The organism is Pseudomonas sp. FG98 (genome assembly GCF_057808595.1).
The window spans coordinates 68,926-91,884 of record NZ_JBMDIJ010000005.1 but is presented as its reverse complement, the minus strand read 5'-3'; the positions used below and the strand labels follow the sequence as shown (position 1 = coordinate 91,884).

Annotated in this window: 19 protein-coding genes; 1 reads left to right on the top strand and 18 read right to left on the bottom strand. The window is 61.9% G+C overall.

The features are described 5' to 3' along the window. Positions 1–40: 40 nt before the first annotated feature. Entirely contained in the window at positions 41–895 is an 855-nt protein-coding gene (gene fghA, locus ACODSK_RS05415) for an S-formylglutathione hydrolase (RefSeq protein ID WP_489014416.1), read from the bottom strand. 8 nt (positions 896–903) lie between these two features. Then, positions 904–2,016 carry an S-(hydroxymethyl)glutathione dehydrogenase/class III alcohol dehydrogenase gene (locus ACODSK_RS05410; RefSeq protein WP_489014414.1) on the bottom strand — a complete coding sequence of 371 codons (1,113 nt, stop codon included), beginning with the start codon at positions 2,014–2,016 and terminating at the stop codon, positions 904–906. A 106-nt stretch (positions 2,017–2,122) separates the two neighbouring features. Between ACODSK_RS05410 and ACODSK_RS05405 the strand changes: the two genes are divergently transcribed. Next, on the top strand, positions 2,123–3,019 hold the full coding sequence (locus ACODSK_RS05405; protein ID WP_489014412.1) for a LysR substrate-binding domain-containing protein: 897 nt from the start codon (positions 2,123–2,125) through the stop codon (positions 3,017–3,019). A 4-nt stretch (positions 3,020–3,023) separates the two neighbouring features. On the opposite strand, the gene ispD is transcribed toward ACODSK_RS05405, so the two are convergent. The 16 genes from ispD to rseP all read right to left on the bottom strand — a co-directional run bounded on the left by ispD (position 3,024) and on the right by rseP (position 22,952). Then, positions 3,024–3,728, bottom strand: a complete 705-nt coding sequence (gene ispD, locus ACODSK_RS05400; protein ID WP_489014411.1) for a 2-C-methyl-D-erythritol 4-phosphate cytidylyltransferase — start codon at positions 3,726–3,728, stop codon at positions 3,024–3,026. Next, entirely contained in the window at positions 3,725–4,003 is a 279-nt protein-coding gene (gene ftsB, locus ACODSK_RS05395; RefSeq protein ID WP_009395237.1) for a cell division protein FtsB, read from the bottom strand. The genes ispD and ftsB overlap by 4 nt, the downstream gene beginning before the upstream one ends. A gap of 156 nt (positions 4,004–4,159) precedes the next feature. After that, a complete protein-coding gene (gene eno / locus ACODSK_RS05390; protein WP_489014410.1) occupies positions 4,160–5,449 on the bottom strand; it encodes a phosphopyruvate hydratase in 1,290 nt (429 codons plus the stop codon). A gap of 150 nt (positions 5,450–5,599) precedes the next feature. Next, positions 5,600–6,445: a 3-deoxy-8-phosphooctulonate synthase gene (kdsA, locus tag ACODSK_RS05385; protein ID WP_489014408.1), complete on the bottom strand. Its 846-nt coding sequence runs from the start codon at positions 6,443–6,445 to the stop codon at positions 5,600–5,602. Between the two features lie 3 nt (positions 6,446–6,448). Further along, on the bottom strand, positions 6,449–8,077 hold the full coding sequence (gene pyrG, locus ACODSK_RS05380) for a CTP synthase (RefSeq protein WP_489014407.1): 1,629 nt from the start codon (positions 8,075–8,077) through the stop codon (positions 6,449–6,451). 272 nt (positions 8,078–8,349) lie between these two features. Further along, entirely contained in the window at positions 8,350–9,648 is a 1,299-nt protein-coding gene (tilS, locus tag ACODSK_RS05375) for a tRNA lysidine(34) synthetase TilS (RefSeq protein ID WP_489014406.1), read from the bottom strand. Between the two features lie 155 nt (positions 9,649–9,803). After that, a complete protein-coding gene (locus tag ACODSK_RS05370; RefSeq protein ID WP_489014404.1) occupies positions 9,804–10,751 on the bottom strand; it encodes an acetyl-CoA carboxylase carboxyltransferase subunit alpha in 948 nt (315 codons plus the stop codon). A gap of 98 nt (positions 10,752–10,849) precedes the next feature. Beyond that, entirely contained in the window at positions 10,850–14,374 is a 3,525-nt protein-coding gene (dnaE, locus tag ACODSK_RS05365; protein ID WP_489014403.1) for a DNA polymerase III subunit alpha, read from the bottom strand. A 105-nt stretch (positions 14,375–14,479) separates the two neighbouring features. Then, on the bottom strand, positions 14,480–15,109 hold the full coding sequence (rnhB, locus tag ACODSK_RS05360) for a ribonuclease HII (protein ID WP_489014401.1): 630 nt from the start codon (positions 15,107–15,109) through the stop codon (positions 14,480–14,482). After that, on the bottom strand, positions 15,110–16,237 hold the full coding sequence (gene lpxB, locus ACODSK_RS05355) for a lipid-A-disaccharide synthase (RefSeq protein WP_489014400.1): 1,128 nt from the start codon (positions 16,235–16,237) through the stop codon (positions 15,110–15,112). A 1-nt stretch (position 16,238) separates the two neighbouring features. Further along, positions 16,239–17,015, bottom strand: coding sequence for an acyl-ACP--UDP-N-acetylglucosamine O-acyltransferase (gene lpxA, locus ACODSK_RS05350; RefSeq protein ID WP_489014398.1), 777 nt, complete (start codon positions 17,013–17,015; stop codon positions 16,239–16,241). Further along, a complete protein-coding gene (gene fabZ / locus ACODSK_RS05345; RefSeq protein ID WP_009395253.1) occupies positions 17,012–17,452 on the bottom strand; it encodes a 3-hydroxyacyl-ACP dehydratase FabZ in 441 nt (146 codons plus the stop codon). The genes lpxA and fabZ overlap by 4 nt, the downstream gene beginning before the upstream one ends. Before the next feature lie 111 nt (positions 17,453–17,563). Next, on the bottom strand, positions 17,564–18,619 hold the full coding sequence (gene lpxD, locus ACODSK_RS05340) for a UDP-3-O-(3-hydroxymyristoyl)glucosamine N-acyltransferase (protein ID WP_489014396.1): 1,056 nt from the start codon (positions 18,617–18,619) through the stop codon (positions 17,564–17,566). A 1-nt stretch (position 18,620) separates the two neighbouring features. Further along, positions 18,621–19,124: an OmpH/Skp family outer membrane protein gene (locus ACODSK_RS05335; protein WP_489014394.1), complete on the bottom strand. Its 504-nt coding sequence runs from the start codon at positions 19,122–19,124 to the stop codon at positions 18,621–18,623. Between the two features lie 45 nt (positions 19,125–19,169). Beyond that, complete coding sequence (gene bamA, locus ACODSK_RS05330; RefSeq protein ID WP_489014392.1) at positions 19,170–21,524, bottom strand: outer membrane protein assembly factor BamA; 2,355 nt, start codon at positions 21,522–21,524, stop codon at positions 19,170–19,172. A gap of 75 nt (positions 21,525–21,599) precedes the next feature. Continuing rightward, entirely contained in the window at positions 21,600–22,952 is a 1,353-nt protein-coding gene (gene rseP / locus ACODSK_RS05325; RefSeq protein ID WP_489014390.1) for an RIP metalloprotease RseP, read from the bottom strand. Positions 22,953–22,959: the final 7 nt, after the last annotated feature.

Below are 22,959 nucleotides of genomic sequence, written 5' to 3'. Positions count from 1 at the left end.
TTCTACCCGCTTTACCGGGCCTTGGGCTTGAATTGTCGCCTCAAGCGCGGTTGGCAGCCAACGCTGCGGCATGATGCCGCAAGTGATCATCGATGAAGCTGGCGATGAAGTAATAGCTGTGGTCGTAGCCCGGCTGCAGACGCAGTTGCAACGAATAACCGGCAGCTTGCGCGGCCTGTTGCAGTACCTGCGGCTTGAGCTGGTTTTCCAGGAAATCATCGCGATCGCCCTGGTCCACCAGCAGCGGCAGGTGCTCACTGGCCTGAGCGATCAACACACTGGCATCCCACTCGCGCCAGCGCGAACGGTCTTCACCCAGGTAGCGGCTGAACGCCTTCTGACCCCATGGGCAATCCATCGGATTGCTGATCGGCGCAAAGGCCGATACCGACGCATACCGCCCGGGGTTGCGCAGGGCGCAGACCAGCGCACCGTGTCCACCCATGGAGTGCCCGCTGATGGCACGGCGCTGCGAAGCCGGGAAATGCGCTTCGATCAACGCCGGCAACTCGTCCACGACATAGTCGTACATACGGTAGTTGGCGGCCCATGGCTGCTGGGTGGCGTTGACATAGAAGCCCGCGCCCAGGCCGAAGTCCCAGGCACCGTCCGGATCACCCGGGACCTGGGCGCCACGCGGACTGGTGTCCGGCGCGACGATGATCAGGCCCAGTTCCGCAGCCAGCTTGTGTGCGCCGGCCTTCTGCATGAAGTTCTCGTCGGTGCAGGTCAGCCCGCTCAACCAGTACAGCACCGGCAGCTTGCCACCGAGTTCGGCCTGCGGCGGCAGGTACACGGCGAAGACCATGTCGCAGCCCAGCACTTCGGAACGATGGCGGTAACGCTTGTGCCAGCCACCGAAACTTTTCTGACAGGAAATGTTTTCCAGGCTCATGAGCAACCTCAGAAGTGGATGACGCTGCGGATGCTCTTGCCTTCATGCATCAGGTCGAAGGCCTTGTTGATGTCTTCCAGGCCCATGGTGTGGGTGATGAAGGTATCCAGCGGGATCTCGCCCTTCTCGGCCATGTCGACATAGCTCGGCAGTTCGCTGCGACCACGCACGCCACCGAAGGCAGAACCACGCCAGACGCGACCGGTGACCAGCTGGAACGGACGGGTAGCGATTTCCTGGCCGGCACCGGCAACGCCGATGATCACCGACTCACCCCAGCCCTTGTGGCAGCACTCCAGGGCCGCACGCATCAACTGGACGTTACCTACGCATTCGAAGGAGAAGTCCACGCCACCGTCGGTCAGGTCGACGATCACTTCCTGGATCGGACGGTCGTAGTCCTTCGGATTGACGCAGTCGGTAGCACCGAGCTGGCGGGCGATCTCGAACTTGCCCGGGTTGATGTCCACAGCAATGATGCGCGAGGCCTTGGCCTTGACCGCACCGATGATCGCCGAGAGACCGATGCCACCCAGACCGAAGATGGCCACGGTGTCACCTGGTTTTACCTTGGCGGTGTTGAGCACGGCGCCGATGCCGGTAGTGACGCCGCAGCCCAGCAGGCAGACCTTTTCCAGTGGTGCTTCTTTCTGGATCTTGGCCACGGAGATTTCAGGCAGCACGGTGTATTCGGAGAAGGTCGAGGTGCCCATGTAGTGGAACAGCTGCTGACCCTTGTAGGAGAAACGGGTGGTGCCGTCCGGCATCAGGCCCTTGCCCTGGGTGGCACGGATGGCCTGGCAGAGGTTGGTCTTGCCCGAGCGGCAGAATTTGCACTGACCACATTCCGGGGTGTACAGCGGGATCACATGGTCGCCCACGGCCACCGAGGTCACGCCCTCGCCTACCGCTTCGACGATCGCCCCGCCTTCATGACCGAGGATCGACGGGAAGATGCCTTCCGGATCGGCGCCGGACAGGGTGTAGGCATCGGTGTGGCAGACACCCGAAGCAACCACGCGCAGCAGCACCTCGCCAGCCTTGGGCATGGCCACGTCGACTTCGACGATTTCCAGCGGTTTCTTGGCCTCGAAGGCTACGGCGGCACGGGACTTGATCATCAATCTTCTCCAATGAAGGGACATTTCAGGGACGCAGTGTAATTCAACAACTTTTGATGAATAATCCGGACCAAGACAAAACATTATTGCCATACAGGGATAATCAATGAGCAGTCGCTGGGAAGGGATCGACGAGTTCGTCGCCGTGGCCGAGTCTGGTCAGTTCACTGCGGCGGCCGATCGCCTGGGCGTGTCGTCCTCCCATATCAGCCGTCAGGTGGCGCGCCTCGAAGAACGCCTGCAAACCCGCCTGCTCTACCGCAGCACCCGCCGGGTCACTCTCAGCGAAGCCGGACAGACTTTCCTCCAGCATTGCCAGCGCCTGCAGGACGGGCGCGAGGAAGCCCTGCGCGCCATGGGCGACCTGACCAGCGAACCCAAGGGCCTGCTGCGCATGACCTGCGCGGTGGCTTACGGCGAGCGCTTCATCGTCCCGCTGGTGACCGATTTCATGAGCCAGTACCCGCAGCTACGGGTGGATATCGAGCTGACCAACAACACCCTCGACCTGCTCCACGAAGGCATGGATCTGGCGATCCGCCTCGGTCGCCTGCAGGAGTCGCGGCTGGTGGCCGCGCGGCTCGCGCCACGACGCATGTACCTGTGTGCATCGCCGGAATACCTGAACCGTTACGGCCGACCGCACAGCCTTTCGGAGCTGGCGCGACACAATTGCCTGGTCGGGAGTTCAGATATCTGGGCGATGCAGCAGGACGGACGGGAAATTGCCCAGCGCGTCCAGGGTAACTGGCGCTGCAACAGCGGGCAGGCGGTACTCGACGCCGCCCTGAAAGGCATGGGCCTGTGTCAATTGCCGGACTACTACGTGCTGGAACACCTGGGCAGCGGCGCGCTGGTGTCTTTGCTGGAAGCCCACCAGCCGCCCAACACCGCGGTATGGGCGCTGTATCCGCAGCAACGGCATCTGTCGCCGAAGGTGCGCAAGCTGGTCGATCATCTGCGCGAAGGCCTGGCGCAACGACCGGAATATCAGGGGATCTGAGAAATCAGCGCTGGGACCAGCGCTGGCGCAGCCACTCCAGGTCTTCCGGGCGGGTGACCTTGATATTGTCGTTACGCCCCTCGATCAGCCGTGGCGCCTGGCCGGACCACTCGATGGCCGAAGCTTCGTCGGTGATAGCCACGTCCGCCACCAGACTATCGGCCAAGGCCCGATGCAGGGCGCCAAGACGGAACATCTGCGGGGTGTAGGCCTGCCAGATGGTGCTGCGGTCGACAGTGACCTCGACCCGGCCATTGCTATCGGCGCGTTTCAGCGTGTCGCGGGCGGGCACGGCGAGCAAGCCGCCGACCGGGTCGTCTGCCAGTTCCACGAGCAGGCGATCGAGGTCGTCACGCGAGAGATTGGGCCGCGCCGCATCATGCACCAGTACCCAGTCGCTGTCCGCAGCACCCTGGGCATGCAACATCAACAAGGCATTGAGCACCGAATCGGCACGCTCGCGACCACCGGCGGCACGCTGGATACGCGGGTCGCTGGCGCAAGGCAGGGTGGGCCAGAAAGGATCGTCAGCGGCAATGCTGACTACCACCCCTTTCAGCGAGGGATGGTCGAGAAAACAGTTGAGGCTGTGTTCGAGAATCGTGCGTCCGCCCAGTTGCAGGTACTGCTTGGGCCGGTCGGCGGCCATGCGCGCACCCACGCCGGCGGCGGGGATCACTGCCCAGAAGGCAGGCAGGGGTTTGTTCATTGAGCCAGTTGGTAGAGGGTTTCGCCCTCCTTCACCATTCCCAGTTCGTGGCGGGCCCGTTCTTCAACGGTTTCCATGCCTTTTTTCAATTCCAGAACCTCGGCATCGAGCACGCGGTTGCGCTCCAGCAGACGCTCGTTCTCGGCGTGCTGGTCGGCGATCTGCTGCTTGAGTTCGGCCACCTGGGCCAGGCTGCCATTGCCCACCCACAGCCGGTACTGCAAGCCACCGAGCAGTGCGAGAAGGACGAGGAACAACCAATAGGGACTACGCATCAGGACATCCAGTGGCGAAAGACCGCGTTTGCGAAGGGCTGATGGCACGAAGCCTGACCGAAGCCAGGCTTTGTGATTCAAGCATTCGCAGCGCACGTGAAACGCACATGGGCAAGGCCCTGCGTTTCACGGTGCTGTCTTTTTACCATCTATCGCTTAGCCGCGAAACTCGTCGCGACCACGGTACACCGCCTTGGCGCCCAGTTGCTCTTCGATGCGCAGCAGTTGGTTGTACTTGGAAACGCGGTCGGAACGGCACAGCGAACCGGTCTTGATCTGGCCAGCCGAGGTACCCACGGCCAGGTCGGCGATGGTAGAGTCTTCGGTTTCGCCCGAACGGTGCGAGATCACGGCGGTGTAACCGGCAGCCTTGGCCATCTGGATGGCTTCCAGGGTCTCGGTCAGGGAGCCGATCTGGTTGAACTTGATCAGGATGGAGTTGGCGATCTTCTTGTCGATGCCTTCCTTCAGGATCTTGGTGTTGGTCACGAACAGGTCGTCACCGACCAGTTGCACCTTCTCGCCGATCTTGTCGGTCAGGACTTTCCAGCCAGCCCAGTCGGACTCGTCCAGGCCGTCTTCGATCGAGATGATCGGGAAGCGCTCGGTCAGGCCTTTCAGGTAGTCGGCGAAACCTTCGGCATCGAACGACTTGCCTTCGCCGGACAGGTTGTACTTGCCGTCTTCGAAGAATTCGCTGGCCGCGCAGTCCAGGGCCAGGGTCACGTCGGTGCCCAGCTTGTAGCCGGCGTTGGCCACGGCTTCGGCGATGGCGCCCAGGGCGTCTTCGTTGGAGGCCAGGTTAGGCGCGAAACCACCTTCGTCACCGACGGCGGTGTTCAGGCCACGGGCCTTCAGCACGGCTTTCAGGTGATGGAAGATCTCGGTGCCCATGCGCAGTGCGTCGGAGAAGGTCTTGGCGCCAACCGGCTGGACCATGAACTCCTGGATGTCGACGTTGTTATCGGCGTGCTCGCCACCGTTGATGATGTTCATCATCGGAACCGGCATGGAGTACTGGCCAGGGGTGCCGTTCAGGTTGGCGATGTGCGCGTACAGCGGCAGGTCCTGGTCCTGTGCAGCAGCCTTGGCGGCAGCCAGGGACACGGCGAGGATGGCGTTGGCGCCCAGCTTGGCCTTGTTCTCGGTACCGTCCAGCTCGATCATGGCGCGGTCCAGGGCTTTCTGGTCGACCGGGTCCTTGCCCAGCAGCAGGTCGCGGATCGGGCCGTTGATGTTGGCGACGGCTTTCAGCACGCCCTTGCCCAGGTAACGGCTCTTGTCGCCATCACGCAGCTCCAGTGCCTCGCGGGAGCCGGTGGAAGCACCCGACGGCGCGCAGGCGCTGCCGATGATGCCGTTGTCGAGCAGCACGTCCGCTTCCACGGTCGGGTTGCCGCGGGAGTCGAGAACTTCACGACCTTTGATGTCGACGATTTTTGCCATTGTTGTAAGCACTCCAGAATTGACGAAAACAACGCAGCTTGAAGAATCCGCTCTTTCGCAGGCACGGGGCACGGGCAGGCCTGACGCGGAGAAGCCCCTGACCCTAAGGTCAGGGGTGGAACGGGCGGTACTTTACCGGAGAAACGCGGGTTATGCGGTTTCTACCGTCGGAAAACTCTTCACCAGGTCATCCAGTTGCTTGAGCTGGGCCAGGAAAGGTTCCAGTTTGTCCAGGCGCAGTGCACACGGACCGTCGCACTTGGCGTTGTCCGGATCCGGATGCGCCTCGAGGAACAGACCGGCCAGGCCCTGGCTCAGGCCGGCGCGCGCCAGCTCGGTGACCTGGGCACGGCGACCGCCGGCGGAATCGGCGCGACCACCCGGCATCTGCAGGGCGTGGGTCACGTCGAAGAACACCGGGTACTGGAACTGCTTCATGATGCCGAAGCCGAGCATGTCCACCACCAGGTTGTTGTAACCGAAGCTGGAACCGCGCTCGCAGAGGATCAACTGGTCGTTACCCGCTTCTTCGCACTTGGTCAGGATGTGTTTCATTTCCTGGGGCGCGAGGAACTGGGCCTTCTTGATGTTGATCACTGCGCCGGTCCTGGCCATGGCCACGACCAGGTCGGTCTGACGCGACAGGAAGGCCGGCAACTGGATGATGTCGCAGACATCGGCCACCGGCTGGGCCTGGTGCGGCTCGTGCACGTCGGTGATGACCGGCACGCCGAAGGTCTTCTTCACTTCCTCGAAGATCCGCATGCCTTCTTCCAGGCCGGGACCACGATAGGAGTTGATCGACGAGCGATTGGCCTTGTCGAAGCTGGCCTTGAACACGTAGGGGATACCGAGCTTCTCGGTAACCCGTACATATTCCTCGCAGACCTTCAGGGCCAGATCACGGGACTCCAGGACGTTCATGCCGCCGAACAGGACGAACGGCTTGTCGTTGGCGATCTCGATGTTACCGACGCGAATGATCTTCTGGGTCATGGATCAGGCCTTGTTCTTCTGCGCCAGGGCCGCCTTGACGAAGCCGCTGAACAGCGGATGGCCGTCACGCGGGGTCGAGGTGAACTCTGGGTGGAACTGGCAAGCGACGAACCATGGGTGATCCTTGGACTCGACCACTTCGACCAGCGCGCCGTCACCGGAACGACCGGACACTTTCAGACCGGCTTCGATCAGCCGCGGCAGCAGGTTGTTGTTCACTTCGTAGCGGTGGCGGTGACGCTCGACGATCACGTCCTTGGCGTAGCAATCGTGAACCTTGGAACCGCTCTCCAGCTGGCACTCCTGGGCACCCAGGCGCATGGTGCCGCCCAGATCGGAAGCTTCGGTACGGGTCTCGACGGCACCGGTGGCATCGGCCCACTCGGTGATCAGGCCGACCACCGGGTGGCCGCTGTTGCGATCGAACTCGGTGGAGTTGGCATCTTTCCAGCCCATGACGTTACGGGCGAATTCGATGACCGCTACCTGCATGCCGAGGCAGATACCGAGGTACGGGACCTTGTTTTCGCGAGCGTACTGAACGGCGGTGATCTTGCCTTCCACGCCGCGCAGACCGAAGCCACCCGGAACCAGGATGGCGTCGACGCCCTCGAGCAGGCCGGTGCCCTGGTTCTCGATGTCTTCGGAATCGATGTAGCGCAGGTTGACCTTGGTGCGGTTCTGGATGCCGGCGTGGCTCATCGCTTCGATCAGCGACTTGTACGCGTCCAGCAGCTCCATGTACTTGCCGACCATGGCGATGGTGACTTCATGCTCGGGATTGAGCTTGGCATCGACGACCTTTTCCCACTCGGACAGGTCGGCGCCATTGCATTGCAGGCCGAAGCGCTCGACAACGAAGTCGTCCAGGCCCTGAGCGTGCAGTACGGCAGGAATCTTGTAGATGGTATCGACGTCTTCCAGCGAGATGACCGCGCGCTCTTCAACGTTGGTGAACAGGGCGATCTTGCGACGGGAGGACACGTCGACCGGGTGGTCGGAACGGCAGATCAGCACGTCAGGCTGCAGGCCGATGGAGCGCAGCTCCTTGACCGAGTGCTGGGTCGGCTTGGTCTTGGTCTCGCCAGCGGTGGCGATGTACGGGACCAGGGTCAGGTGCATCAGCATCGCGCGCTTGGAGCCGACTTCGACCCGCAGCTGGCGGATGGCTTCGAGGAACGGTTGCGACTCGATGTCGCCGACGGTGCCGCCGATCTCGACCAGGGCCACGTCGGCATCGCCGGCGCCCTTGATGATGCGACGCTTGATCTCGTCGGTGATGTGCGGGATGACCTGGATGGTCGCGCCCAGGTAATCACCACGGCGTTCCTTGCGCAGCACGTGCTCGTAGATGCGGCCGGTGGTGAAGTTGTTGTTCTGGGTCATGGTGGTGCGGATGAACCGCTCGTAGTGGCCCAGGTCGAGGTCGGTCTCGGCGCCGTCGTGGGTGACGAACACTTCACCGTGCTGGAACGGGCTCATGGTGCCCGGGTCGACGTTGATGTACGGGTCCAGCTTGAGCATGGTGACCTTGAGCCCCCGCGCCTCCAGGATGGCCGCCAATGAAGCCGAGGCAATGCCTTTCCCCAATGAAGAAACAACACCGCCCGTGACGAATATGTAGCGCGTCATGAAAAACCCTAGAAGTCTGCGTTAAAGCGGTCTGCGCCGCCGGGGAAAGCGAAGGAAGGCCGAAGCCCCCGATCACCTGCGTCAATCACAGTGCATCCGAAAATACTGCCGCGTTCGTACAGACCGGAAGTTGTAGTTCCGGTAAGGAGTTCGCTACACATTTTGAGAATCGCCCAGCAAAAAACTGCTTGGTAATCGGCAACTGCCGTGGCTCGAATCGAGCTCACAGAAGCTGTATCAAGAAGGGAGCGTAGTCTACCCGAAGATGCCCATCACCTCAAACCTTGCTCACTCGTCGGTACATTCCACACAAGTTGCAAATCGCCATCAACGAGGTCCGGCAGGTTGCCGACGGCAATCAGGCGCTCGCCTGCAAACAGCAGCGGCAGGCGGCCACGGACGAAGGCCGGGACCTGGCGTTCGTTGAGCAGGCGCTTGAGATCGCGGCGGCCGCGGCCAGAAATGGTCATGCTTTCGCCACCTTGGCGAAAGGCAATTCGCAGAGGCTCCGACGGGACCGTACCGCGCAAGGTGACGCTGCCATTGCCTGGCAACAGCAACGTCCGTTGCGGATCGCCCCAGGACAATTCCGTACCCACAGCACCCAACCAGGCGCCGGAAAGCCAATAGAGGCGCTCACCCGCCCGATGCAACTCGCCGTCGGTGAGTTTCCAGACCGGCGACGCATCGACGCGGGCATCGCGCAGGTCGTTCCACCCGGCCCAGTGATCGGTGTCCGGCAAGCGGGTGAATCGTGATAACCAGAACTGCAAGGCATTGCGCTGGCGGGCCGGGGAAAGCCGGGCAAGCGCCGGCAGGTGCAAGGACGGCAACCCGAGCCACGGAAAAACCTCGACGCCCTGCGCCTGCGACAGGTCCTCCTGCGCAAGTTCGTCCAGCAACTCGCCGGCCTCGGTCAGGTGACCGGCGGCACGGGCCAGACTGCGGCTAGCCCGGGGCCAGCGCGAGGTCAGCCTCGGCAGCACCTGGTGGCGCAAGTAATTGCGGTTGAAACGGGTATCGTCGTTCGACGGATCCTCGACCCAGCTCAAGCCCTGCGCTTGCGCGTATTCGAGCAATTCGTCACGAGGAATCTCCAGCAACGGTCGGACCAACAGCCCGGCTCCCACGGGCCTCTGCATCGGCATCGCGGCCAATCCTCGAAGTCCGGCGCCGCGCAACAGACGCAACAGCAGGGTTTCGGCCTGGTCCTCACGGTGCTGCCCTGTCACAAGCAGCTCACCGGGCTGCAGCACGTCAGCGAACACTGCATAGCGAGCATTGCGCGCCGCCTGTTCGAGACTGGCGCCCTGCTCCACCGCCACCTGCCGCACCAGCAACTCGACACCCAATGAATCACACAGACGCCGACAGTGTTCCGGCCAGGTGTCCGCGACCTGTTGCAGACCATGATGCACATGCACAGCGCGCAATGCTGGCCGCCCCTCCAAGGCAGCCAGAAGATGCAACAAGACCGTGGAGTCCAGTCCGCCCGACAGTGCCACGCACCAGCCTGGCGCAGCGTACCAGGGAGCCAGCTTGTCATGTACCCGAGAGGCGAGATCAGTCATGTTCAGCATCCCTGGCATAGAAACAACTGGGGCCGCTTTGCGGCCCTTCGCGAGCAAGCCCGCACCCACAAATTATTGGCATAACCCTTGTGGGAGCGAGCTTGCTCGCGAAGGGCTGCAAAGCAGCCCCAATTCAATGATCGATCAGCTTCAGTTCAGAGACCGTAGCTCATCAACCGGTCATAACGGCGCTTGAGCAGCGCGTCATTGTCGAATTTCTTCAGCATGTCCAGTTGCTGGATCAGTTCGCCGCGAACCGATGCCGACATCGCCGCCGGATCACGGTGCGCGCCGCCCAGCGGCTCGGAGATGACCTTGTCGACGATGCCCAGGCCTTTCAGGCGCTCGGCGGTGATACCCATGGCTTCGGCGGCGTCGGCAGCCTTCTCGGCGGTCTTCCACAGGATCGAAGCACAACCTTCCGGCGAGATCACCGAGTAGGTGGAGTATTGCAGCATGTTCAACTGGTCGCAGACGCCGATGGCCAGCGCACCGCCGGAACCACCTTCACCAATAACGGTGGCGATGATCGGGGTCTTCAGGCGGGCCATGACCCGCAGGTTCCAGGCGATGGCTTCGCTCTGGTTGCGCTCTTCAGCGTCGATGCCCGGGTAGGCACCCGGGGTGTCGATGAAGGTCAGGATCGGCATCTTGAAGCGCTCGGCCATTTCCATCAGGCGGCAAGCCTTGCGGTAGCCTTCAGGACGCGGCATGCCGAAGTTGCGGCGGACCTTCTCGCGTACTTCACGGCCTTTCTGGTGACCGATAACCATCACCGGACGATCTTCCAGGCGGGCAATGCCGCCGACGATCGCGGCGTCATCAGCGAAGTGACGATCGCCGTGCAGTTCGTCGAACTCGGTGAAGATGTGCTCGATGTAGTCCAGGGTGTATGGCCGGCGCGGGTGGCGCGCCAGGCGGGCGATCTGCCAGCTGGTCAGATTGCCGAAGATGCTCTTGGTCAGCTCGCTGCTTTTGTCCTGCAGCCGGCCGATTTCATCGCCGATGTTCAACGAGTTGTCATTGCCGACCAGGCGCAGCTCTTCGATCTTGGCTTGCAGGTCAGCAATCGGCTGTTCGAAATCCAGAAAATTCGGGTTCATAGGCATCCGTCTTGGGTCGACGGCCAGGCGGCCGGCCGGTTGATCCGTTTGGCGCCCTACCTTAAGGGATCAGGCGCATTCAGGTCGAGATTAAAAATTCATCGATAGTGCAAAAAGACGTTCTCTCGGCCGAACTGGTCACGCAGGGCCTGAATCAAGCCGTCGGCCGGGTCGATCCGCCAGTCTTCGCCAAACTGCAACTGGGCCTTGGCGTCGCTGCCGGTGTATTCCATGCTGACCGGGCATGCACCACGATGGCGCTTGAGCAGCTCGCCAAGCCAGGCCAGGCGGTCGCCCTTGAGCGCATCGACGTGGATTTTCAGGCGCAGGCTGTCGGCCAGGTTGGTCCTTGCATCTTCCATGCTCATCACCCGCTTGACCCGCAGGCGCAGGCCACCGGAGAAGTCGTCGTTGCTGACTTCACCTTCGACCACCACCATCGCGTCGTTCTGCAACAGCGACTGCGAGGCCATGAAGGCATCGGCGAACAGCGAAGCCTCGATGCGGCCGGAGCGGTCATCGAGAGTGACGAAGCCCATCTTGTCGCCCTTTTTGTTCTTCATCACCCGCAGGGCGATGATCATCCCGGCCACGGTCTGGGTATCGCGCGCCGGCTTCAGGTCGATGATGCGCTGCCGGGCAAAGCGGCGGATCTCGCCTTCGTACTCGTCGATCGGGTGGCCGGTGAGGTACAGGCCAAGGGTGTCCTTCTCGCCACGCAACCGTTCCTTCAGGGTCAGCTCGCGCGCCTTGCGGTGATTGGCGTAGACATCGGCATCCGGCTCGTCGAACAGGCCGCCGAACAGGTCCGAGTGACCGCTGTCATGGGTGCGGGCAGTCTGTTCCGCCGATTTGATCGCCTCTTCCATGGCCGACAGCAATACCGCGCGGTTCTGGTCGACGTTGGCCTGGTAGGCCTTGATTTCGTCATGGAAGAACGGCCCTAGGCGATCCAGCGCACCACTGCGCACCAGGGCATCGAGGGTCCGTTTGTTGATGCGCTTGAGGTCGACCCGGGCGCAGAAATCGAACAGGTCCTTGAACGGGCCACCTTCTGCCCGCGCCTCCATGATCGCTTCCACCGGCCCCTCACCCACGCCCTTGATCGCGCCGAGGCCATAGACGATGCGCCCGTCGTTGTTCACGGTGAACTTGAAGTCGGAGAAGTTCACGTCCGGCGCATCGAGGCGCAGCTTCATGCTGCGCACTTCCTCGATCAGGATCACCACCTTGTCGGTGTTGTGCATATCCGCCGAGAGCACCGCAGCCATGAAGGCTGCCGGGTGGTGGGTCTTCAGCCACGCAGTCTGGTACGACACCAGGCCGTAGGCTGCGGAGTGGGATTTGTTGAAGCCGTAGCCAGCGAATTTTTCCACCAGGTCGAAGATGTTGCCCGCGAGGTCGCCATCGATGCCGTTGTTGGCGCAACCCTCGATGAAGCCGCCGCGCTGCTTGGCCATTTCCTCGGGCTTCTTCTTACCCATGGCGCGACGCAGCATGTCCGCGCCACCGAGGGTATAGCCGGCCATGACCTGAGCAATCTGCATCACCTGTTCCTGGTACAGGATGATGCCGTAGGTCGGGGCCAGAACCGGCTGTAGTCCTTCGTACTGGTAATCCGGGTGCGGGTAGGCCAGTTCGGCGCGACCGTGCTTACGGTTGATGAAGTCATCCACCATGCCCGATTGCAGCGGGCCAGGACGGAACAACGCCACCAGTGCGATCAGGTCTTCCAGGCAGTCGGGCTTGAGCTTCTTGATCAGCTCTTTCATGCCGCGGGATTCAAGCTGGAACACCGCAGTGGTCTCGGCTCGTTGCAGCAGTTCGTAGGTCTTGCGGTCGTCCAGCGGGATGAAGTCGATGTTCACATCCGGCAGGTTCTGCTTGGCCTGCTCGCGGTTGATGATCTCCATCGCCCACTTGATGATGGTCAGGGTCCGCAGGCCGAGGAAGTCGAACTTCACCAGGCCCGCCGCCTCGACGTCATCCTTGTCGAACTGGGTCACCAGGCCGCCGCCCTCTTCGTCACAGGCGATTGGCGAGAAGTCGGTGAGTTTGGTCGGCGCGATCACCACGCCGCCGGCGTGCTTGCCGGTACCCCGGGTGACACCCTCCAGCTTGAGGGCCATGTCCCAGATTTCCTTGGCATCCTCGTCGGTCTTGAGGAAGTCGCGGAGCATCTCTTCCTGCTCGTAGGCCTTTTCCAGGGTCATGCCGACTTCAAACGGAATCATCTTCGACAGACGATCCGCCAGGCCGTAGGACTTGCCCTGCACCCGGGCCACGTCACGCACCACCGCCTTGGCCGCCATGGTGCCGAAGGTAATGATCTGGCTTACCGCGTTACGACCATAGGCCTCGGCCACGTAGTCGATTACCCGGTCGCGGCCATCCATGCAGAAGTCGACGTCGAAGTCGGGCATGGAAATACGTTCGGGGTTGAGGAAGCGCTCGAACAGCAGGTCATAGGCCAGCGGGTCGAGGTCGGTGATCTTCAGTACGTAGGCCACCAGCGACCCGGCACCCGAGCCCCGCCCTGGACCGACCGGCACATCGTTGTTCTTGGCCCACTTGATGAAGTCCATAACGATGAGGAAGTAACCGGGGAAGCCCATCTGGATGATGATATCCAGCTCGAACTTGAGCCGGTCCAGATAGACCTGGCGTTTCTCTTCGTAGTTCGGCGTGGTTTCCTTCGGCCAGAGCACCTTCAAGCGCTCTTCCAGGCCTTCATGGGAAACATGCCGCAGGTAATCGTCGATGCCCATGCCGTTGGGCGTGGGGAAGTCCGGCAGGAAGTACTTGCCGAGCTGCACGGTGATATTGCAGCGCTTGGCGATCTCGACGGTGTTTTCCAGCGCCTCGGGCAGGTCGCTGAACAGCTCGGCCATTTCCTCCGGGCTCTTCAGGTACTGCTGGTCACTGTAGTTGCGCGAGCGGCGCGGGTCGTCGAGGGCCCGGCCCTCACCGATGCACACCCGGGTTTCATGGGCATCGAAGTCCGACTGCTTGATGAAACGCACATCGTTGGTCGCCACCAGCGGCGCCCCCATGCGATCGGCCAGGGCCACCGCGGCGTGCAGGTACTCCTCGTCGCCAGCCCGGTTGGTGCGCTGGACCTCGACGTAGAAACGATCCGGGAACATCGACATCCAGTCCCGCAACAGTTCCTCGGCCTGCGCCTCGTTGCCGCTCATCAGGGCCATGCCGATATCACCTTCCTTGGCCGCGGACAGGGCGATCAGGCCCTCGGCGGCTTCGGCGATCCACTCGCGCTCGATGATCACGAGGCCATTGCGCTGGCCGTCGGTCCAGCCGCGGGAGATCAGTTCGGTGAGATTGCGGTAGCCCTGGGCATCCATTGCCAGGAAGCAGATACGCGACAGCGGGCCTTCCGGATCATCGCCCGCCAGCCACAAGTCGGCACCACAGATCGGCTTGACCCCGGCGCCCATGGCGGTCTTGTAGAACTTGACCAGCGAGCACATGTTGCTCTGATCGGTCACCGCCACCGCCGGCATGTTCATCCCGGCCAAGGCCTTGGCGAGCGGCTTGATCCGCACCAGGCCGTCGACCAGCGAGAATTCGGTATGCAGGCGAAGATGAACGAAGGAAGCCGACATGATGATCCTATAGCAGCGCAAAACGACAAGGCCCGGATTGTACCGGGCCCCGATCAAAACATCAGCCAGCGCAAAACGATCCTGACTGAAGGTGAAAGCCTGGGGTCAGACCAGGCTCGGTTGACCGCTCCCGAGCAATTGCGCTTCGTACGCTGCGCGCACCGGAGCGAAAGAGCGCCGGTGGATCGGCGTCGGTCCCAGGCGGGCCAGGGCCTCAAGATGGGTCGGCGTCGGGTAGCCTTTGTGACCACCAATCCCATAACCCGGATAGATCAGCTCGAAGGCGGCCATTTCACGGTCACGGGTAACCTTGGCCAGAATCGAGGCGGCGGCGATGGCCGGTACCTGGCTATCACCCTTGACCACCGGAGAGGCCGGAACCTGGAGCTTCGGACAACGGTTGCCATCGATCAGCGCCAGTTTCGGGGTGATGTGCAGACCTTCGACGGCACGCTGCATGGCCAGCATGGTGGCATGCAGGATGTTCAGTTCGTCGATTTCCTCGACTTCGGCGCGAGCGATACAGAAGCTCAGGGCCTTTTCGCAGATCTCGTCGAAAAGCTTCTCGCGGCGAGCTTCGGTGAGTTTCTTCGAATCGTTCAGGCCAAGAATCGGCCGGGCCGGATCGAGAATCACCGCGGCCGTCACCACCGCACCACACAGCGGGCCACGACCGACCTCGTCGACACCGGCGACAAGGTCTTCGACCAGGTTGAAGTCCAGTCCCATTTGCATTTATCGATCTTCCAGCAGAGCGAGCACAGCTTCGGCGGCCTGGTTCGAGGCGTCGCGGCGCAGCGTGCGGTGAATCTGGTCGAAGCCTTCGGTCTGTTGCGCACCATCGCGGACCAGCGGAGCCAGGGTCTGGGCCAGGGCCTCCCGGGTAGCAGCCTCCTGCAGCAGTTCCGGCACCAGCAGGCGCTGGGCCAGCAGGTTGGGCAACGAGACGTAGGGACTTTTCACCAGGCGTTTGAGAATCCAGTAGCTCAGCGGCGCCAGACGGTAGGCCACGACCATCGGGCGCTTGAACAACAAGGCTTCGAGGGTTGCGGTACCCGATGCGATCAGCACCGCATCACAGGCCGCCAGGGCCTGATGGGACTGGCCGTCGAGCAGGGTCAGCGGCAGATCGCGCCCCTGGAGCATCTGCTCCAGCTGCTCCCGACGGGCGGCATTGGCGCAGGGCGAAACGAAGCGCACACCAGGAACCAGTTCGCGCAAGCGCTGTGCGGTATCCAGGAACAAGGCGCCCAGGCGACCGACTTCGCCACCTCGACTGCCCGGCATCAGCGCCACCAGCGGGCCATCAGGCAAACCCAGCGCCTGGCGCGCGGCCCGACGATCGGCTTCGAGGGGAATGGTGTCGGCCAACGGATGCCCGACAAAGCGTACCGGCACACCCTGTTCTTCGTAGAACTTCGCCTCGAAGGGGAACAGGGTCAGCATCAGGTCACAGCCTTCGCGGATCTTCAGCACGCGCTTCTGCCGCCAGGCCCAGACCGACGGACTGACATAGTGCACGGTCTTGATCCCGGCCTGACGCAGCTTCAATTCGATATTGAGGGTGAAGTCCGGGGCGTCGATGCCGATGAAAACATCCGGTTTCTCATCGATCAGGGTCTGGATCAGCAGCTTGCGGCGCTTGAGCAGTTCCGGCAGGCGACCCAGTACTTCGACCAGCCCCATCACCGCGAGGCGCTCCATCGGGAAGTACGAGCTCAGGCCTTCGGCTTCCATGAGCGGACCGCCGACGCCGATGAAACGGACGTCCGGATGACGGGCCTTGAGTGCCCGCATCAGGCCCGAACCGAGAATATCGCCGCTGGCCTCACCGGCCACCAGCGCTACGCAGAGTGCCGACATATCAGCGGGTGATGCCGCGGGCGGAGTTCTGGATCGACTGGCGGAACAGTTCGACTTCAGGGAACTGCTTGGCCGATGCATCGAGCTCGACGATGGCCTGGTCGACAGTCAGGCCCTGGCGGTAGACCACCTTGTAGGCACGACGCAGCGCATGGATGGCGTCTTCACTGAAACCACGCCGGCGCATGCCTTCGAAGTTCATGCTGCGCGCTTCGGCGGGGTTGCCAAAGACCGTGACGAAGGCCGGAACGTCCTTGCCGATCGCCGTGCCCATGCCGGAAAAACTGTGGGCGCCGATATGGCAGAACTGATGAACCAGGGTGAAACCGGACAGGATGGCCCAGTCATCCACATGCACATGACCGGCCAGGGCAGTGTTGTTGACCAGAATGCAGTGGTTGCCGATCACGCTGTCGTGGCCAATATGGGCATAGGCCATGATCAGGTTGTGATCGCCGATGGTGGTTTCCGAACGGTCCTGGACGGTGCCACGGTGAATGGTCACCCCTTCGCGGATGACGTTGTTGTCACCGATCACCAGGCGCGTAGGCTCGCCCTTGTACTTGAGGTCCGGGGTATCTTCGCCGACCGAGGAGAACTGGTAGATGCGGTTGTTGCGGCCGATGCGGGTCGGCCCCTTGAGCACCACGTGCGGACCGACGACGGTCCCCTCCCCGATCTCGACATCCGGGCCGATGATCGACCAAGGACCGACCTCGACACCATCGGCCAGCCTGGCCGAGGGGTCGATGATTGCCCGAGGGTCAATCAAACTCATAGTTTACGTTCCGCGCAGATGATCTCGGCGGAGCAGACAGGCTTGCCGTCGACCGAAGCCTGGCAGTCGAACTTCCAGATCTGGCGCTTGCAGCTGATGAACTTCGCTTCGAGGATCAACTGATCGCCCGGCAGTACTGGCTGGCGGAAGCGCAGCTTGTCGGAACCGACGAAGTAGTAGAGGGTGCCGTCCGTCGGCTTGGCATCGAGCATCTTGAAGCCGAGGATGCCGGCAGCCTGGGCCATCGCTTCAATGATCAATACGCCCGGCATGATCGGATGCGCCGGGAAATGACCGTTGAAGAAGGGCTCGTTGATGCTGACATTCTTGTAGGCACGAATGCGCTGACCCTCGACATCCAGTTCCACTACCCGGTCCACGAGCAGGAAAGGATAACGGTGGGGCAGGTATTCGCGAATCTCGTTGATGTCCATCATTTCTGGGGGAAGCCTGTAGTAAAGATAGGGAACACGTGCATGGCGCCGTGCACCTTTGGCCATTCGGGACCGCCCTTGGGCAGCCCCGCAGCCTTGATCAGGAAAAAGGTGTCAGCCATCAGATGAAGGCTGGCCGCCCGAGGTCACGGCGTCGACGCGCTTTTCTACCTGTTGAAGTCGTTTGGCCATGTCGTCCAGCTGGCGAATCCGTGCGGCGCTCTTGCGCCAGTCGCCCAGAGTCTGCATCGCCGTGCCGGAAGAATAACCGCCAGGCTCGGTGATCGAGCGGGTGACCATGGTCATGCCGGATACGAATACGTTGTCGCAGACATCGATGTGTCCCACCATGCCGACGCCGCCGGCGATGGTGCAATGCTTGCCGATCTTCGTGCTGCCGGAGATGCCGACACAGGCCGCCATGGCTGTGTGGTCGCCGACCTGGACGTTGTGGGCAATCTGGATCTGGTTGTCGAGCTTGACGCCATCACCGATACGGGTATCGGCCAGGGCACCGCGGTCGATCGCGGTATTCACGCCGATTTCCACATCGTCGCCGATGCTGACTCCACCGATCTGGGCAATCTTCTGCCAGACGCCCTTCTCGTTGGCAAAGCCGAATCCTTCACCGCCCAGCACTGCGCCGGACTGGATGACTACACGCTTGCCGATGCGCACATCGTGGTACAGGGTCACCCGCGGGGCCAGCCAGCCGCCTTCGCCGACCACACTGCGGGCACCAATGAAGCAATGGGCTCCCAGCGTGACATTGGCACCGATGACCGCGCCGCTTTCGATGACCACGAACGCACCGACACTGGCGCTGGCATCGACCTGCGCGTCCACCGCCACCACGGCGCTGGGATGAATTCCCGCCACAGCCTTGGGTTTGGGGTCGAACAGATGGGAGATACGAGCGTAAGCCAGGTAAGGATCAGGCACGATCAAGGCATTGCCGGAGAAACCGTCTGCATCGGCAGCACGCAGCAATACCGCAGCAGCCTGGGTATCAACCAGGTATTTACGGTATTGGGGATTGGCCAGGAAGCTCAATTGGCCGGGGCCAGCTTCCTGCAAGGTCGCCAGGCCAGTGATTTCGAGTTCCGCGGGACCTTGCAAGGTCGCTCCGAGGAACTCGGCCAACTGGCCGAGTTTCATGGTCGCCGTCATATCAACGGGACTGGTTCATGCGCTCGATGACCTGGCGGGTGATGTCGTACTGAGGTTTGACATCGATGACCGCGCCACGCTCGAGAACCAGGTCGAAACCGCCTTTCTTGATGACTTCCTCGACGGCGCCATCCAGTTTCGGCTTGAGCTGCTTGAGCATGTCACGATCTGCCACGGCCTTGGCTTCGTTCAGCTCCTTGGACTGGAACTGGAAGTCACGGGCTTTCTGCTTGAATTCAAGCTCCAGACGCTCGCGCTCGCCCTGAGGCATCTTGTCACCGCCCTTGACCAGACGATCCTGGATGCCCTTGGCGCTGCTTTCCAGGTTCTTCAGCTTGGTCAGTTGCGGACCGAACTTCTTCTCGGCATCGACCGCGTACTGCTTGGCAGCGTCGGACTCCAGCAGAGCCATCTGATAGTTCAGAACAGCGACTTTCATTTCGGCGAACGCCGGGGTCGCGACCAGGGCCGCGGCCAGTACTGCCAGTTGAGTCAACTTACGCACGATGCACTCCTACAGAATCCGTTGTCATTTACGTGGACCAGACCCTTAGAAGGTCTGACCCAGAGAGAATTGGAACACCTGGGTATCGGCATCGTCCGGTTTCTTCACCGGCATCGCCAGGCTGAAGCTCAACGGACCCAGTGCGGTAATCCAGGTAACGCCCAGGCCGACGGAGCTGGCCAGGCCAGAGAGGCCGAGCTTCTCGCAATCAGGCTTGGAGCCGCAATTGGTGTCGAAAACGTTACCCACATCCCAGAATACCGAGGTACGCAGGGAGCGCTGGTCCTTGACGAACGGCAGCGGGAACAGCAACTCCACACCGCCCTGCACGAGGACGTTGCCACCGAACGGCAGCGGATCCTGATCCGGGTCGGTTGCAGTACCACGATCGGCGTTGGCCTGACTAGGAGTACTGCGTGGGCCGAGGCTGCTGTCCTTGAAACCGCGAACCGAGTTGAAGCCACCAGCATAGTAGTTTTCATAGAACGGCAGGCCCGAAGTGGAACCATAACCGTCGCCATAACCCAGCTCGGTGTGCAGACGCAGGGTGTAGTCGTTGGTGATCGGCTTGAACAGCTGGCCACGGTAGTCGAGCTTGAAGAACGACAGGTCGCTGCCCGGGGTCGTTGCTTCGAGGGTCAGGCTTTGCGAGTGACCGCGGGTTGCCAGCACCCCCTTGTTCAGGGTCGACTCGGACCAGCCGGCCGAGGCCTTGAAGTTCAGGAAGCTGCTATCGCCCTCTTTTTCCAGGAAGTCAAAGATCTCGTCGACGGTATAGGTACCGGTCTTGATCTTGTCCTGCTGGACGCTCAGACCGAAGGTCAGGCGCGAGGTCTCGCTGATCGGGTAGCCGACGTTGACACCGGCACCCAGGCTGTCCACCGCATAGCTCGCCACGTCGACGTCGAGATCGTCGTAGTTGGTGGTGCGGTAGAACGCGTTGTAGCCCAGGCTGACGCCGTCGGCAGTCCAGTAGGGGTCAACGAAGCCGAAGTTGTATCGGCTCTGGTATTCGGAACGGGTCAGACCGATGGAGACCTTGTTACCGGTACCCAGGAAGTTGTTCTGGCTGATCGAACCACCGAGGATCAGACCCGCGCTCTGGGCGAAACCGACGCTGGCGGTGATCGAACCGGAGGCCTGCTCTTCCACGGTGTAGTTCACGTCCACCTGGTCATCGGTACCCGGAACGGCCGGGGTCTCGACGTTGGCTTCCTTGAAGAAGCCCAGGCGCTCCAGACGGGTCTTGGACTGGTCGATCAGATAGGTCGAAGCCCAGCCGCCTTCCATCTGGCGCATTTCGCGGCGCAGCACTTCGTCCTCGGACTTGGTGTTGCCACGGAAGTTGATGCGGTTGACGTAGGCACGCTTGCCCGGATCGACGACGAAGGTGATGTCGACGGTGTGGTCTTCGTCGTGAGGCTGCGGAACACCGTTGACGTTGGCGAAGGTGTAGCCTTCGTTACCCAGGCGACGGGTGATCAGTTCGGAGGTGGTGGTCATCACCTTGCGCGAGAACACCTGGCCCGGCTGCGCCAGCAGAAGTGCCTTGACCTGGTCTTCCGGCACCTTCAGGTCACCGGACAGTTTCACATCACGAACGGTGTATTTCTCGCCTTCGTTGATGTTGACGGTGATGTAGACGTGCTTCTTGTCCGGGGTGATGGACACCTGGGTGGAAGCGATGTCCATGTTGATGTAGCCGCGGTCCAGGTAGTAGGAGCGCAGGCGCTCGAGGTCACCGGAGAGTTTTTCGCGGGCGTACTTGTCGTCGTTCTTGAAGAACGACAGCCAGTTGGTGGTCTTGAGCTCGAACAGGCCCTGCAGGTCTTCGTCGGAGAACACGGTGTTGCCCACGACGTTGATGTGCTGGATGGCAGCGACAGTACCTTCGTTGATCTTGATCTTCAGACCAACGCGGTTGCGCGGCTGCGGTACCACCTCGGCGTCCACCTCGGCCGAATAGCGGCCCTGGGCGACATACTGGCGTTGCAGCTCGTTGCGCACGCCTTCGAGGGTCGCGCGCTGGAAGATCTCGCCTTCGGCCAGGCCGGACTGTTTCAGGCCCTTCATCAGGTCTTCGGTGCTGATCGCCTTGTTGCCTTCGATCTCGATACTGGAGACCGACGGACGCTCGACAACGTTGATGATCAGGACGTTGCCATCGCGGCTGAGCTGGATGTCCTGGAAGAACCCGGTCTTGAACAGGGAACGGGTCGATTCCACCAGGCGACCGTCGTCGGCCTGGTCACCGACGTTCAATGGCAGGGCACCGAAAACGCTGCCCGCGGATACCCGCTGCAGACCGTTGACACGAATATCGGAGATGGTGAAGGACTCGGCGTGAACTTCAGCGATCATCAGTGCGGCGAGAGCCGCAGTTAGCAGCAGACGTTTCATGAAGTCCTTTCTTATTCCAACTGGCAATAAACGACCCACCGCAAGGACGCGGCAGGTTCGCAATTGAGCGAAGCGTTACAGTCGACCCAAATCGTTGATCAGGGCGAGCAACATCACCCCGACTACCAAACTGATACCGATCTGGATACCCCAACCTTGCACCCGGTCCGACAATGGACGACCACGCACCCACTCGACCAGGTAAAACAGCAAATGCCCCCCATCCAGAACGGGAATGGGCAGCAAGTTAAGAACCCCCAGGCTAATGCTCAGATAGGCAAGGAAATTCAGGAAATCCCCGAGGCCGGACTGGGCTGAAGCGCCCGCCACTTTAGCAATGGTTATCGGTCCGCTCAAGTTTTTTACCGAGAGCTCGCCGAAGAGCATTTTCTTCAGCGAATCGAGGGTCAGGACACTCATGTTCCAGGTCCGGGAAAGCCCCTCGCCCACCGCTGCGAGCGGTCCGTAACTGACCTCGCGAAGCATCTGGGGCGGCCATTCCACCGACGCCACACCAGCGCCGAGATAGCCGGCGGCGGCCTTGCCCTCACCACGACTGGCCAGGGTCACCGGCAGCTCGATACGGGCGCCATCGCGCTCGACACCAAGGACCACCCGGCTACCGGCGCGACTGCGCACGTTATCGACAACCTGCTGCCAGTCATTCAGCGCCTGGCCATCCAGAGTCAGCAGACGGTCGCCGAGCTTGAGACCCGCGGCCTGGGCCGGGCCTTTCGGATCCAGCTCCGCCAGCACCGGCGCCAGCAGCGGACGCCAGGGGCGAATGCCCAGGGAGTTGATCGGATCCGGCTCCTCGGCGCCCTGCAGCCATTTGTCGAGATTCAGGGTGTACGTGCTATCGACGCTGGCACCTTCGCTGCGCACATCGACCCGCAGCGGACCGGTCTCGCCAAGGCGGCGCACCAGTTGCAGATTGACTGCAGCCCAACCGCTGGTCGGCTTGCCATCGATCGAAACGATTTCCTGACCCGCGCTCAACCCCGCGACCGCAGCCAGACTACCCGGCTCGACATTGCCGATGACCGGGCGCACCTGCTGGCTGCCGAGCATGGCCAGGATCCAGAAGAACAGAATGGCAAGTAGGAAGTTGGCAATCGGCCCCGCGGCGGTGATTGCAATACGCTGACCAACGGTCTTGCGCATGAAGGACTGCTCCAGCAACGCTGGAGGCACATTGCCCTCGCGCTCGTCGAGCATCTTCACGTAGCCGCCCAGGGGGATCCAGGCGATCACGAACTCGGTGCCATGGCGATCGTGCCAGCGTACCAGCGGCGCACCAAAGCCCACGGAGAAGCGCAGGACCTTGACGCCGCAACGACGAGCCACCCAGAAGTGCCCGAATTCGTGAAAGGTAACCAGTACACCCAAGGCAACCAGGGTGCCGATGATCATGTAGAACGCGCTCATGTCTTTC

Bases quoted from the DNA above. Each gene is read 5' to 3' on its own strand.
- dnaE (WP_489014403.1), bottom strand. From the start codon at position 14,374: ATGTCGGCTTCCTTCGTTCATCTTCGCCTGCATACCGAATTCTCGCTG.
- fghA (WP_489014416.1), bottom strand. From the start codon at position 895: ATGAGCCTGGAAAACATTTCCTGTCAGAAAAGTTTCGGTGGCTGGCAC.
- rnhB (WP_489014401.1), bottom strand. From the start codon at position 15,109: ATGCAAATGGGACTGGACTTCAACCTGGTCGAAGACCTTGTCGCCGGT.
- kdsA (WP_489014408.1), bottom strand. From the start codon at position 6,445: ATGACCCAGAAGATCATTCGCGTCGGTAACATCGAGATCGCCAACGAC.
- ftsB (WP_009395237.1), bottom strand. From the start codon at position 4,003: ATGCGTAGTCCCTATTGGTTGTTCCTCGTCCTTCTCGCACTGCTCGGT.
- fabZ (WP_009395253.1), bottom strand. From the start codon at position 17,452: ATGATGGACATCAACGAGATTCGCGAATACCTGCCCCACCGTTATCCT.
- ACODSK_RS05410 (WP_489014414.1), bottom strand. From the start codon at position 2,016: ATGATCAAGTCCCGTGCCGCCGTAGCCTTCGAGGCCAAGAAACCGCTG.
- ispD (WP_489014411.1), bottom strand. From the start codon at position 3,728: ATGAACAAACCCCTGCCTGCCTTCTGGGCAGTGATCCCCGCCGCCGGC.
- ACODSK_RS05370 (WP_489014404.1), bottom strand. From the start codon at position 10,751: ATGAACCCGAATTTTCTGGATTTCGAACAGCCGATTGCTGACCTGCAA.
- lpxD (WP_489014396.1), bottom strand. From the start codon at position 18,619: ATGACGGCGACCATGAAACTCGGCCAGTTGGCCGAGTTCCTCGGAGCG.
- ACODSK_RS05405 (WP_489014412.1), top strand. From the start codon at position 2,123: ATGAGCAGTCGCTGGGAAGGGATCGACGAGTTCGTCGCCGTGGCCGAG.
- lpxA (WP_489014398.1), bottom strand. From the start codon at position 17,015: ATGAGTTTGATTGACCCTCGGGCAATCATCGACCCCTCGGCCAGGCTG.
- rseP (WP_489014390.1), bottom strand. From the start codon at position 22,952: ATGAGCGCGTTCTACATGATCATCGGCACCCTGGTTGCCTTGGGTGTA.
- eno (WP_489014410.1), bottom strand. From the start codon at position 5,449: ATGGCAAAAATCGTCGACATCAAAGGTCGTGAAGTTCTCGACTCCCGC.
- bamA (WP_489014392.1), bottom strand. From the start codon at position 21,524: ATGAAACGTCTGCTGCTAACTGCGGCTCTCGCCGCACTGATGATCGCT.
- tilS (WP_489014406.1), bottom strand. From the start codon at position 9,648: ATGACTGATCTCGCCTCTCGGGTACATGACAAGCTGGCTCCCTGGTAC.
- lpxB (WP_489014400.1), bottom strand. From the start codon at position 16,237: ATGTCGGCACTCTGCGTAGCGCTGGTGGCCGGTGAGGCCAGCGGCGAT.
- pyrG (WP_489014407.1), bottom strand. From the start codon at position 8,077: ATGACGCGCTACATATTCGTCACGGGCGGTGTTGTTTCTTCATTGGGG.